Origin of the sequence: Salinivibrio sp. ML323, from assembly GCF_001995745.1 — a bacterium.
GTDB classification, from domain to species: Bacteria; Pseudomonadota; Gammaproteobacteria; order Enterobacterales; family Vibrionaceae; genus Salinivibrio; species Salinivibrio kushneri.
The window spans coordinates 1-12,843 of the sequence record NZ_MUES01000022.1 but is presented as its reverse complement, the minus strand read 5'-3'; the positions used below and the strand labels follow the sequence as shown (position 1 = coordinate 12,843).

The window sequence follows — 12,843 nt, the reverse complement described above, 5'->3', positions numbered from 1 at the left end:
CTATTTGGGTTGCCATTGTCCGCTGGTGACCAGCTTATCCATCACCTTATCGACAGCGACTTGCGCTTTGGCGACAATCTCATCCACCTCATTAGGGGTGACTACCAAGGGTGGGGCGAAACCAAGAATATCGCCATGTGGCATGGCACGCGCGATCAGACCTTGCTCCACACACGCGGCGGCGACCTGTGGCCCAACTTTCAGGCTGGGGTCAAAATGGCTGCGGTTGGCACGATCGGGTGAAAACTCAAGCGCATGGAGCAAACCGACACCACGGCTATCACCAATCAATGGGTGATCCGCAAAAGCGGCTTTCATTTTCATTTGCAGATATTCACCCGTGGTCGCGGCGTTCTGAGTCAGATTCTCGCGCTCGATGATATCGAGGTTACATAGTGCGGCTGCTGCGCCCAGTGGGTGGCCAGAGTAGGTGTAACCATGGCCAATCGCCCCCCACGCATCGGTACCATCTTCCAAAACATCCCACACTCGGTGACCGATCATCACCCCGGAGAGCGGTTGATAGGCAGAGGTTAACCCTTTGGCAACGGTAATCAGATCAGGCTTCATATCGTAGTAAATCGAGCCAAAGTCACTCCCGATACGACCAAAGCCACACACCACTTCATCGGCGATCAGCAGAACATCGTATTTATCCAGCACTTTGCGAATCGCCGCCCAGTAGCCCTCGGGGGGCGGTACGATGCCACCCGTGCCGAGTACCGGTTCGGCAATCATCGCCGCGACGGTATCCGGGCCTTCAGCAAGGATCATTTTCTCCAGTTCATCGGCACAATGTTGTGCGAATTCAGGCTCGGTCATCCCGGTGTCTTCACGACGATAATAGTAGGGAGCCATGGTGTGTTTGATGCGCTCAATGGGCAGATCAAAATGCGCATGGAACAGTGGTAATCCCGTGAGTGACCCGGATGCCACGCTGGAGCCGTGATAACCCCGATCTCGTGAGATGATTTTCTTCTTCTCAGGTTTGCCACGCGCATTGTTGTAGTACCAAACAATCTTGAGCTGTGACTCATTGGCATCACTGCCTGACATGCCGTAATAGACTTTGCTCATGCCGGGGGCCATGTTGATCAGGCGCTCCGACAGCGTCACCAGCGCTTCGTTGGTGTGGCCCACATAGGTGTGGTAATACGCGAGCTTTTTCGCTTGATCGTAGATGGCATCGGCCATTTCTTCGCGGCCATAGCCGATATTGACGCAGTAGAGCCCGGCGAAGCCGTCAATCAGCTCAATGCCCTCTGAATCGGTAATGCGAATGCCTTTCCCTGTCTCAATCACTCGCCCTGGCATCTCGCCATGCGCATACTGCTTTAAGTGCGTTGAGGCGTGGAATACGGTGTTTCTGTCTTTTTCTAACAAGGCTTTTGTTTCTGGACGCATGATCAGTCTCCTTATCCGTCAGCAAACCTGAATTAGCTGCCGCTCACCGTGGGCAAGCCACCTAAACAGTAGTATTTGATTTCACTAAATTCGTCGATGCCATAGCGGCTTCCTTCACGGCCTAAGCCCGACTGTTTGACGCCACCAAAGGGAATCGGGTGGCCGGTCATTTTCACTGAGTTGACACTGACCATGCCGACTTCAAGGCCGCGCAGACAGCGCCAAATATCACGAATATCATTGCCGTAGACATATGCTGAGAGCCCATACTCGGTATCGTTGCCCATCGCAATGGCCTCATCCAGATTGTCGTAGGCAATCACGCCCGCTACCGGGCAAAAATTTTCTTCTTGGTACACCAACATATCCGGCGTCACTTTGGTGATAAGCGTAGGCGCAAAGAAGTTTTCACCGAGGTTGGGGTTGAGCTTTCCGCCCATCACGGTCGCCCCTTTGGCAATGGCGTCATCGACGATTGCTTGCGCTTTGTCCACTGCCCGTGCGGAAATGAGAGGGCCAATATCAGTACTGGGCAGCAAACCATTGCCCACTTCAAGTTCATCCATCAACGCGGCGAAGGCATCGACAAAGGCTTGATGTTTGTCGCGTGGCACCAAAATTTTGTTGGCGGCCAAGCAATCTTGCCCCGATGTTTGGAACTTGGCATCGATGGCCGCGCGCGCCGCTTGTTGAATATCCATATCAGGCAGCACAATGAAGGGCGCATTGCCGCCAAGCTCCATGGCACACTTTTTCACGGTTTGCGCACTTTGCTCGAGCAATAACCGACCGACACGTGTTGAGCCGGTAAAGCTTAGCGCTTTAACGTTGTCACTTTGACAAAGCTGGGTGGAGACCATGGGGGCGTCGCCCATCACCACGTTAAATACACCGGCAGGGATCCCAGCACGTTCCGCCAATTCGGCTAGGGCGAGGGCTGAGAAAGGTGTCTCTTCTGCGGGTTTGACGATCACACTACAGCCAATCGCGAGAGCCGCTGCCGCTTTACGGGTGATCATCGCATTAGGGAAATTCCATGGGGTGATCAAGGCGGCCACGCCAATAGGTTCACGTAATGTCGCTAGGTGCGCATTGGGAATGTGGCTAGGCATGGTGTCGCCATACACGCGTTTGGCTTCATCGGCAAACCAGTGAATAAACGACGCGCCATACTCGACTTCACCCTCGGCGTCGCGCAGTGTTTTGCCTTGCTCGAGCACCATCAGATGCGCGAGATCGTGTTGGTTTTCCATGATGAGGTCGTGCCATTTCATCAACAGCTTGGCGCGCGTTTCGGCCGACTCAGCGCGCCACAAATGGAAAGCGGCTTCGGCGTCATCAATGGTTTGATTGATTTGCGTGGCGTTGAGTGATGCGGTGTAACCAAGCACTTCGCCCGTCGCGGGGTTGAGCACCGGCGTATCAGAGTCACCATTCACCCATTTACCATTGCAATAGGCGAGCTGGCGAAAAAGACGCTGATCGTCCAGGTAGGCAAGCACGTCGGAACTGGCTTTGCCGGCGACATCATGACGCAATGCATTGGCTGCGCTTCCCGAGTAGTGAAGATCGCGTGATTGGAATACGGTCATACTCCCTCCTGATTGAAAATCGCCACGCTGCCTATCAGCGTTTGCCTACTGTTACTGTATGCAATGCACGAAAAAGAGGTTTTTTGTTCAGGTGCGGGATTAACGAAATTTTTTCTGAAACCGCGCAATAGCAGGAGAAAATTTTCTGTTCACAAGAGAAACGGGCATTTGCCGTGATAATGTGACAGGTATTGCTCAGAGGTTGACAACGCATGCGCGAGCGTCATTGAGCATGCGCAAGCAAGGATAAGTCTGGTTTAACCATTAGCAGCAATGTCTGGCGTTTCAAGCGGTAAGGTGAGAGAGGGGCGCTTCACTTGCTTGGTGACGATGTAGGTGTAGTACTGTTTGATGCCAAGGTCGTCAGTTAGCCAGCTGTCGATAAGGCGCTGATAATAGTCGATATCAGTGACACCAAGGCGAACGATATAGTCTATCCCACCGCCTGTCGCCCAACATTCTTTGACATCGTCGCAGGCTTGCATGGCGCGCTCAAAGCGTTGAAAGCTGTCGACATCGTGCTGGCCGAGAGTGATTTCGACTAACACGGTATTTAACTTCACCACCGCATCCGGGTTGATACGCGCGCCATAGCCCTCGATGATCCCCGCTTGCTCGAGCCGTTTTACCCGCTCCCAACAAGGGCTCACAGACAGGTTGATCGCCTGTGCGAGGTTAGATTTGGTGATGCGGCCATCTTGCTGCAGGATCTGCAAGATTTTGATATCGAATTTATCCAGCTTCATGGCCCCTCCGTTAAACAGGCTCGGCAATCACCGCAAAGGTATCGCCGATGGAAATCCGTCCCAAGTGACGTTTGGCCAGTAAAATACCGTCGCGTTCGGCATAGTAGGGAACGGGCTCGGTGCCAGTACGCTCGATGTTATGCACTTTACCAATCAAATCGCCTTTTTTGATGGTCTCGCCCAAGTGCACACAGAACTCAATAATACCCGCGTGTTCACTTTGTATATAGCATTGTTTATCGGGTAGCTCGAGTTTGACGGGCGCGACCGAGGGGTGGCGATAATCGTCTTGTAGAATGCCCGAAAACACTAAAAAGTTGTGAATACCGCGCTGGGTAATCGCGATCGATTCAGGGGTGCTGGTGCCACCGCCACCCAGTTCGGTGGTGACAAATACTTTCCCTTGTTGCTCTACCGCCGTGTCGTACATGCTGGTGGCATCCATTTCAGTGGTTTGTACTTGATAGGGGGCACCAAACAGGCGAGCCCCTTCGGCACAGGCGTCGGATTGTTGAAGGTTCTCCAAGCGGTGTGAAGCCGCATAGGGAATGAGATCTAAGGTTTTACCGCCTGAGTGAATGTCTAAAGCCGTATCGCACTGCGGGATCAAATATCGGGTGAAGTAATCGGCAATTTGTTCGGTAACACTGCCGGTTGGTGAACCAGGAAAAGCGCGGTTCATGTTGCCTTGATCCCAAGGCGAGGTACGCGTGCCTGCGGTTACTGCGGGCGCGTTCATCATCGGCAATATAATCACTCGGCCTTTGATATCACTGGGCATCAGTTGGTGGCAGGTATTGAGTAATGCAGTAATGCCCTCGTATTCATCCCCATGGTTGCCGCCTGTGAGTAGAGCCGTTTTTCCCTCGCCGTTTTTAATCACAGTGATCGGAATGGTGACACAGCCCCAAGCGGATTGGTCGTGTGAATGAGGCAGTTTAAGAAAGCCATGCTGTACACCATCGGCATGAAAATCGACGGTGGTTTCAATTGCGGTGGGTTCCATAACCTCTCCTTGTGATCTGTTGTGACGCTCAATCCGGCGGAAACGGGTAAAGTTTAATCTTTAAATCATCACCTTATGAGTGTAGCTAAAAAAGTAACGAGGCTGAACAGAAAAGGGCACAAGTAGGGTACCTCGTTTCTGACTCGTTGTACCAAGCTAATGTTTGACAAACAATTGGCGCGGAAGATCGCACAAAGTTTGCGCACCATCGCGGGTGATCACAATGCTTTCTGTGGTTTCGATACCCCAGTCTTTCATCCACAACCCTGGCATAAAGTGAAAGGTCATTCCCTCACGCAGCATCGTCTGATCGCTTGGGCGCAAGCTCATGGTGCGCTCGCCCCAATCGGGTGGATAGCTTAATCCTATCGGATAGCCACAGCGCGCGCCTTCTCGATCAAACCCATAGCGTAACAAGGCATCGTTGAGGGCGTTGGCAATGTCTCCGCATGTGTTGCCAGGCTTGGCGACCGCGAGACCTGCTTCGAGACCGGCCTGTAAAGCCTCATCAGCACGCAAGAATTCATAGCCCGGCTCTCCTAAGAAGATAGTGCGAGAGAGTGGGCAGTGATAGCGGCGATGCACCCCGGCGATTTCGAAAAAGGTCCCTTCTCCCCGTTTAAACGGACGATCATCCCACGTTAAGTGAGGCGCTGCCGCATCACCGCCCGAGGGTAACATCGGCACGATCGCGGCATAATCCCCAAAGTGACCATCGTGGCCGACCACCGCGTGTTTATTGATTTCGGCCACCAGTAGGTGCTTGGGCAAGCCGGGCTCGATCATCTCAAAGGCGACGCGGTGCATGTTCTCCACGATGCGGGCGGCCGTATGCATGTACGTGAGCTCTTGATCGGATTTGACCGCGCGACACCAGTTAACCAGCCCAGTCGTATCGACCAGCGTTGCCATCGGTAGATTTTCTTTGAGCGACTCAAAGGCGGTGGCACTGAAATAGTAGTTGTCTTTCTCAACGCCGATGCGGCCACGATCCCAATAACGTTCTGCCAGGACGTAATTGCAAAGGTACTCCATGGGGTGTAGCGGTGGATTCATCACATAATGGTCAGGATAGTAGGTGATGCACTCAGCGCTCATGTAGACAGTACGCAGCGCACCGTTGGCGTCTTGGATACGACCGAACCACAAAGGGTCACCCGTTGCGCCAATCACTACGCACTGAGGTACATAGAAAGACCAGCCATCGTAACCGGTAAGCCACGCCATGTTGGAGGGGTCGTGCACCAACAAGGTGTCGATTTCTTGTTCTTCCATGGCATAGCGAACCTTGGCTAAACGGGCGCTGTATTCTTCGTGAGAGAACTTCAATACAACGTCGCTCATACGCGTGACTCCTGTTCAATACCACGACTGTGGCGCTGATAAACGTACTACTGACCGGTAATCAAACTTGGATCAAGTATGATTACCGGTACAGAAAGGTGCCGTTTTTCGGTCTTCTTATCGAACAAACGGAGGAAGCGCGAGTGGTGCGCGGTCTTATCCAGGCGACTCTACTGTCTGGTGCGGCTGTTGCTCAGTGAGCCCGTTCGGCCTGCTCACTGGATAAGATTTTGTTTCGCCTCTATTTAAGAGTTAAACCATAGAGTGAAAACCCGTCAAGTTTTATTAGCAACAAATTTGTCACTAAACTGCCAATTTGTGCAGACAGGCAAGTGTTGGCGTGAAGCGCGAAAGCGTGGGAAGGGGATAGAAAATATAAGAAAAGAGCCTAGTGCTGGTTGGTTGTGCCAGCGCTAGGCCCTTATCACGTAATATGGCGGTGGTAGATTACTGCTTTTTCAGGTGATACATCTCAGCAAGGTCGCCTTCGATGGTTTCGCCATTCATGTCTTGCATGATTACCTGGTTTTCCGCCACAAAGAAGTGGTTAGGGCTGTCAGTCAGGCCTTCAAGGATCACGACACTGCCTGTTTCATCCCACTTAAAGGTGCCCGATTCTTTAAGGGCTTCTCCCTCTTTGCCCAAGTAAGTTTTGGTGAGTGAATACGTGTTGTCTGGGTTCAGTGTGAGTGTGGTATCAATACCTTCACAGTCGGCGCAGGGCACTACACCTTGGTAAGTACCGTTCCAGTCTAGTGAGGTTTTAGCGTTGTGGTGATCAACCATTTCAGAAACGGTATCTTCTGCACTATCGATGGCGTTTTCTGCACTATCCATCGCTTGCTCTGTGCCTTCTTTCACTGCATTTTGGGCGTCGTCCAGGCTAGATTCGATTTGCGACTGCGCCTCTTTTGGTTCGTTGGTTTGCTGTTCACAGCCGACAAGTGCGAAAACCAGTGCCAGTGGTGCAAGTAAATAGGTTTTTTTCATGTGGACCTCATTTAATGTGTTCAAGCTAAAACGTTGCTGGATTGCCAGCGATGAATGGCTTCATGATAGGCGTTTGCTGCGCTTGGGTGTCATTATTGCGCTAACATTAGGTCAGCGTTAGACAATAAACGTAAAAAACCGTCAACTGATGAGAGTGATCTAAGCGACCACCTTTTACGTTAACACTCATGTCTTGTTAGTCTACTCAATGAAAACCAAGCAAATACTACCCAAACGCGTGACAAGAAGGAGCGATGATGCAACAACACAAAATTTTGATGGTGCTGACATCTCACGATGCCATGGGCGATACGGGACACAAGACAGGCTTTTGGCTTGAAGAGTTCACCACCCCTTATTACGCGTTTAAAGATGCTGGAGCAACAGTCGTTGTTGCCAGCCCGAACGGCGGTGCGGCGCCGATTGACCCAAACAGCGAGGCGGAGGATGCGCAATCCGAATCGACTCGCCGCTTTGATGGCGACGCTGAGCTGCAAGATATGATTAATAACACCGTCAAACTAAGCGATGTAAATGCGTATGAGTACGACGCGATTTTCTATCCTGGTGGGCACGGTCCATTGTGGGACTTAGCGGAAGACCCGACGTCACGTCAGTTGATTGAGACCTTCTACTATCAGGGGAAACCCGTTGGTGCGGTATGCCACGGCCCTGCCGTGTTCCGCCATACGCGTTCAGATCGCGACGAGCCACTGGTGCAAGGTAAACGTGTCACTGGCTTTACCAATGGTGAAGAAGCCGCCGTTGGTTTGACTGAGGTAGTGCCGTTCTTGGTTGAGGATATGCTCAAAGAAAACGGTGGTATGTACGAAAAAGCGGATGATTTTACCTCATTTGTGGTCACCGATGGCAACCTAGTCACTGGGCAAAACCCAGTATCGTCTGAAGCGTGCGTCAATGCGGTATTGGCGTTGTTAAAGTAAGTCATCTCATACTTTCCTGATGAAAGCGCCGAATTGTCGGCGCTTTTTTTTGGCTTTTATAAAGATGATGCGGTTTAATGCAGGCATTGACGCAAAAGCTAAGAGAGCCAGCATGCAAATATGGGTAGATGCGGACGCTTGTCCGGTCGCGATGCGCGAGATGATTGTGCGCGCGGCGCACCGAACACAGATTCAAGCCACCTTTATTGCCAACCAGTTTATTCGTTTACCGCCGTCGCCTTATGCTAGCGCACGTCAGGTAGAAAAGGGCTTTGATGTGGCGGACAACCAAATTGTTGCCGAGGCAGAGGCGGGCGATTTGGTGATCACCCAAGACATTCCGTTGGCGGATGAAGTGATTGAAAAGGGCGTGACAGTGATTAACACCCGCGGCGAATTGCTGACCAAAGAAAACATCCGCGCCCGGCTTAATATCCGTGATTTTATGGAAACCATGCGCAGTAGCGGTGTGCACACAGGTGGGCCTGCTCCGCTTGGTCCGCAGCAAAAACAAGCCTTTGCCAATCAGCTTGATAAATGGCTGGTTAAAGCCCAGCGTTATCATGCTGCGCGAGCAAAATCGTCTGATTAAGCCGGCGCGCTTTTTCTCTTACTAAATAGCTTTTCTCACTTAACTTTTCTGCTGGCTAAATAGCAACCGGTGCCCACTCGCTATTGGCGAAGTGGGCAATCAGCGCATCCAGCAGCGCACGCACCGCCGGTGGCTGGTTGCGACGTGACGGATACAAGGCGTAGATATCCATTGCCTTGGGTTGCCAATCGGGGAGCACGACTTCCAGCTGACCTCGCGCAATGGCACTATGAGCCAGATATACCGGCTGCATGCTCACGCCCATTCCCTGAATGGCGGCACTGAGTAAGGTTGTCGCCTCGTTGGCAGACAGCTTACCTTGCACCTCAACTGCGGCGTGTTCCTCACCTTTGTCTAAATGCCAAATTGGCCGATCAAATTGTTTGTAACTGAGACAGCTATGCGCGGTGAGATCGTCTGGTGAGCGGATTGGTGTATGGGCGGCTAAATAATCCGGTGCCGCCACCAAGACGGAATCACACGCGGCGATCGGGCGACCAATTAGGGAGGGATCCGGGTTGGACGCAATGCGGATGGCAATATCAATCCGTTCCGCAATTAAATCGACCGCTTTATCCTGCACCTCAATATCCACATCGACGCCGGGATGAGCGGCCATAAAGGGCTTTACCGCGGGGATTAATTGCGCAAAACCAAACGACATACTAGTCGCCACCCGCACTTTGCCAGTTAAGCCCGCCTCTTGCTGCCATTGCTGTGTCAAAGCATTGGCTTGCTCAACCCATTGTTCCAGTTGTGGCAGGCTTTGCTCGCCAGCGGAGGTTAACGATACTTTGCGCGTGGTGCGCTGCAATAAACGCACGCCTAACCAGTCTTCCAGCGCTTCGACATGGCGAGTCACCATCGGGCGCGACATCTCGAGCCGATCGGCAGTGGCGGTGAAACTTTGCGTAAGGGCTACATCAATCAATACGCGGGCGGCAGTCAGTGTGTCCATGTCAATCTCATCTTTGCTTAAGAGCTAGCCGTTCATAACACGATACGACCCGTTTACATGCTCGAATTGTGAAATAATGATGTAAATTATTAGCTATATATCTGAACAAGTCGAGCCCGTAAACTGCGCAGCATCTCAACAATGAATGCAAACAATGGAGCACGACGATGAAATTGATAAAAACCCTAGCTGCCTCTTTATTACTGACCGGTAGCGCAATGGCAGCTAATAATGCTGAACCCTTGAACCTAGACGTGTATAACGCAGATGGTAACAGCTTCCACGTAAACTCAACCTTGGTGTATGGCGAAACCGAAGCCATGGTGGTTGATACGGGCTTTACTAAAGCAGACGCGCTACGTATTGCCGCTAAAGTGTTGGACTCTGGGAAAGAGCTGACCACTATCTTTATTAGCCAAGCTGACCCAGATTACTACTTTGGTGCGGAAGTGCTGCACGACATGTTTCCTGACGCAAAAGTGATYACCACACCGGCAGTGCGCGCCACGATTGCAGAAAAACTGGATGGAAAAATGGCATTTTGGGCCCCCAAAATGGGTGACAATGCCCCGCAAAACCCTGTGGTGCCAGCTGCTTATACCCGTTCATCACTGACACTGGATGGCCGTAAAATTGAAATTCGCGGCGCGAAAGGCGAGTTGGCGCACCGTCCGTATCTTTGGATCCCAGCCAACAAGGCGATCCTGGGTAACGTCGCTGTGTATGGCAATGTTCACCTTTGGATGGCAGACGCACAATCTGATCACGCACGTGAAGGTTGGGCCGCACAACTAGAAGAAATGGCAGCACTGAAACCTGAAGTGGTGATCCCAGGCCATATGAAAGCAGGCACGGCACTAAACGCTGACACCATTACCTTTGCCCAGCAGTATTTCCAAGACTTTGCCGAGGCGAAAGCCAACAGCAAAGACAGTGCTGAGCTGATTAAAACCATGCAAGCGAAATATCCGAAAGCGGGTTTGCCGATGGCTTTGGAAATTGGTGCGAAAGTGCACATGGGAGAGATGGAATGGTAAACGTCCACTATGTTTTTGACCCAATGTGTGGCTGGTGCTTCGGCGCCGCCACCTTGATAGAAAGCCTGAGTAACAACCCTGAGATTAACTTGCAGCYTCATCCAGGTGGTATGCGTGAGCGTGCGCCGATTGAAGACAGCTTTCGTCAACACATTTTGAAGGCAGATCAAACCATTGCCGATCAAACCGGACAGACATTTGGTCAAGCCTATCTTGACCGTGTGGCAAGCGACCAGCCGGTAATTTTGGACTCCTTTATTACCGCGCAAGCCATCCTCGCTGCCCAGCAGCTTGATGGTCAGGGTGCAGAGATGCTGAAACGCATCCAGCGTGGCCATTATCAGCAAGGTCGCTCCGTCTATGACGCTGACACGCTCGCAGAGCTTGCCAGTGAGATGGGGATAGCGGCAGAGGCTTGGCAACAGGCGATGAATCGCGCCGAAAATGACGTGATGCCTGCGGTGAATCAAACCCGTCAATTGATGGCAGCGCATGGCTTACGCGGTTTTCCATCCATGCTGGTGGAGCAAAACGGTCAATGGCAAGCCATCACAGTGAGCCAATACTATCGCCGCCCAGACGCATGGCAGGCGCTGTGGCAAACACTGACTCAGGCATAAAGCAAACAAAAACGGCGAGCACCAGGCTCGCCGTTTTTATTTTGTTGCAATCATTGTCTACGCATTCGTCACTTGGGCGCAGTTAGCGGCACCGGCTTTTTGGGCTCAAAGCCTTCGATGATGCGACGTTCAAGTGGGTGCCCGAGACGTGCTTCAATCATACGCAAATTTTTGGTGTTGTCTTTTGATACCAAAGAAATCGCTTCGCCTTGAGCACTGGCACGGCCAGTACGGCCAATCCGGTGTACGTACTCGTCGGCTGGGAAGGGTAGATCGTAATTGACTACGCGCTCGAGCGACTCAATATCAATGCCGCGTGCGGCAACACCGGTTGCAATTAAAAATTGGATGTCACCGTTTTTAAAGTCTTCCAGCAATTGGGTCCGCACGGCTTGGCTGCGTCCACTGTGAAACGCTTCAGCGGCAATGCCCCGTTTTTCTAACTGGGTGGCGAGTTTGGCAGCGCCGTGTTTGGTTTCGATAAAAATTAATGCCTGCGTCCAGCCATTTTCTTTAATCAAATGGCTAAGCAGTGCGGATTTTTTATCTTTATCGACTGGAATACACCACTGAGTAATGTTGTCTTTCGAGGCATCTCGTGCGGCAATGCTGATTTCTTTGCCTTCATCGCCAATGGTCGCTTTGGCTAGATCGCGCACTTTATTAGACAAGGTGGCAGAAAACAGCAGGCATTGCGTGCTTGCCGGTAAGCGGTCGAGAATGTTTTGAATTGCATCAATAAAGCCCATATCGAGCATGCGATCGGCTTCATCCAGCACCAGCACTTCTACTTCATCTAGATAGACGGCTCGTTGGCTGAGTAAATCGCGTAGGCGCCCTGGCGTGGCGACCAAAATGTCGACGCCCTCGATCAAGGCTTGCTTTTGTGCCTGCTCGTCCATGCCGCCAACCATCGCTAAGGTTTTAAGTGCGGTAAACTGCGTATCTTGGCGGGCGCTTTCGGCGACTTGCAAGGCCAACTCTCTTGTTGGAGCAATCACCAATGCGCGAGCGCGCTTTTTGCGTCCCGCTTCACCGGCACACAACTTATCGATAATGGGCCAGATAAAACTTGAGGTTTTCCCGGTACCTGTTTGCGCAGCGGCAATCAGATCATGGCCTTGTTGGATGATCGGAATGGCTTTGGCTTGAATTGGCGTGGGGATGGTATAGCCGCGTTGGGCAATGGCTTGGCAAAGCGGGGCGCTTAACCCCAGTTTTTTAAATGGCATGGCAAACTCAACAAACAATGAACGCGCGCCCACCCATAAAAAGGGTGGAGACACTGAATGGCGTGGAGTCTAGCACGAACCCCACATCCACACGACGTAAAATCTGCTGTTGTCCTGAGTGCAATCTGTTCTAGGCCGCGTACTTTCTCAGCTCATGCGGGTAAATACGCATGCCGTTTAATGTATTCTCATACACAGCTTGCTCTCGGAGATAAGACCAAGCATGGGCTTCTGTCCCTGTTTGCGCCGCTAACCGGTCGATAACAGCATCAATGTGTCGACCTGCATAGTCTTTGTGAGGGGTAAACAGTTCCTTAATGGCTGATAACATAACACGCTCCTTATGTGTAACTAAATTACATATCAGTATGTACAAAG

Annotated in this window: 13 protein-coding genes; 4 read left to right on the top strand and 9 right to left on the bottom strand. The window is 51.8% G+C overall.

Annotated elements, in window-relative coordinates; all coding sequences use genetic code 11:
- From BZG13_RS11635 to BZG13_RS11610, 6 genes are all read right to left on the bottom strand, one after another.
- A complete protein-coding gene (locus tag BZG13_RS11635) occupies positions 1 to 1,404 on the bottom strand; it encodes an aspartate aminotransferase family protein (protein WP_077486738.1) in 1,404 nt (467 codons plus the stop codon).
- 32 nt (positions 1,405 to 1,436) lie between these two features.
- Positions 1,437 to 2,996: an NAD-dependent succinate-semialdehyde dehydrogenase gene (locus tag BZG13_RS11630; protein WP_077486737.1), complete on the bottom strand. Its 1,560-nt coding sequence runs from the start codon at positions 2,994 to 2,996 to the stop codon at positions 1,437 to 1,439.
- Positions 2,997 to 3,253: 257 nt separating this feature from the next.
- The gene (locus tag BZG13_RS11625) at positions 3,254 to 3,742 is read right to left on the bottom strand and encodes an Lrp/AsnC family transcriptional regulator (RefSeq protein WP_069363120.1); all 489 of its coding nucleotides are present in this window, start codon (positions 3,740 to 3,742) and stop codon (positions 3,254 to 3,256) included.
- Positions 3,743 to 3,752: 10 nt separating this feature from the next.
- Entirely contained in the window at positions 3,753 to 4,748 is a 996-nt protein-coding gene (doeB, locus tag BZG13_RS11620) for a N(2)-acetyl-L-2,4-diaminobutanoate deacetylase DoeB (protein WP_077486736.1), read from the bottom strand.
- 156 nt (positions 4,749 to 4,904) lie between these two features.
- Complete coding sequence (doeA, locus tag BZG13_RS11615; protein WP_077486735.1) at positions 4,905 to 6,092, bottom strand: ectoine hydrolase DoeA; 1,188 nt, start codon at positions 6,090 to 6,092, stop codon at positions 4,905 to 4,907.
- A gap of 447 nt (positions 6,093 to 6,539) precedes the next feature.
- Positions 6,540 to 7,082, bottom strand: a complete 543-nt coding sequence (locus BZG13_RS11610) for a copper resistance protein NlpE (RefSeq protein ID WP_077486734.1) — start codon at positions 7,080 to 7,082, stop codon at positions 6,540 to 6,542.
- Positions 7,083 to 7,339: 257 nt separating this feature from the next.
- Here BZG13_RS11610 and BZG13_RS11605 point away from each other — a divergent pair, with 257 nt between their 5' ends.
- Together BZG13_RS11605 and BZG13_RS11600 are read left to right on the top strand one after the other, a co-directional pair.
- Complete coding sequence (locus BZG13_RS11605) at positions 7,340 to 8,026, top strand: type 1 glutamine amidotransferase domain-containing protein (RefSeq protein ID WP_077486733.1); 687 nt, start codon at positions 7,340 to 7,342, stop codon at positions 8,024 to 8,026.
- A 112-nt stretch (positions 8,027 to 8,138) separates the two neighbouring features.
- Positions 8,139 to 8,618: a YaiI/YqxD family protein gene (locus BZG13_RS11600; RefSeq protein ID WP_077486732.1), complete on the top strand. Its 480-nt coding sequence runs from the start codon at positions 8,139 to 8,141 to the stop codon at positions 8,616 to 8,618.
- A gap of 55 nt (positions 8,619 to 8,673) precedes the next feature.
- On the opposite strand, the gene BZG13_RS11595 is transcribed toward BZG13_RS11600, so the two are convergent.
- On the bottom strand, positions 8,674 to 9,576 hold the full coding sequence (locus tag BZG13_RS11595; protein ID WP_077486731.1) for a LysR family transcriptional regulator: 903 nt from the start codon (positions 9,574 to 9,576) through the stop codon (positions 8,674 to 8,676).
- 167 nt (positions 9,577 to 9,743) lie between these two features.
- On the opposite strand from BZG13_RS11595, the gene BZG13_RS11590 reads away from it, so the two are divergent.
- Both BZG13_RS11590 and BZG13_RS11585 read left to right on the top strand, forming a co-directional pair.
- A complete protein-coding gene (locus BZG13_RS11590; RefSeq protein WP_077486730.1) occupies positions 9,744 to 10,613 on the top strand; it encodes an MBL fold metallo-hydrolase in 870 nt (289 codons plus the stop codon).
- Positions 10,607 to 11,233: a DsbA family protein gene (locus tag BZG13_RS11585; protein ID WP_077486729.1), complete on the top strand. Its 627-nt coding sequence runs from the start codon at positions 10,607 to 10,609 to the stop codon at positions 11,231 to 11,233. The genes BZG13_RS11590 and BZG13_RS11585 overlap by 7 nt, the downstream gene beginning before the upstream one ends.
- A 68-nt stretch (positions 11,234 to 11,301) precedes the next feature.
- On the opposite strand, the gene BZG13_RS11580 is transcribed toward BZG13_RS11585, so the two are convergent.
- Positions 11,302 to 12,465, bottom strand: a complete 1,164-nt coding sequence (locus tag BZG13_RS11580; protein ID WP_077486767.1) for a DEAD/DEAH box helicase — start codon at positions 12,463 to 12,465, stop codon at positions 11,302 to 11,304.
- Positions 12,466 to 12,595: 130 nt separating this feature from the next.
- Positions 12,596 to 12,796, bottom strand: a complete 201-nt coding sequence (locus BZG13_RS11575; protein WP_021023438.1) for a hypothetical protein — start codon at positions 12,794 to 12,796, stop codon at positions 12,596 to 12,598.
- Between the last annotated feature and the right edge of the window lie 47 nt (positions 12,797 to 12,843).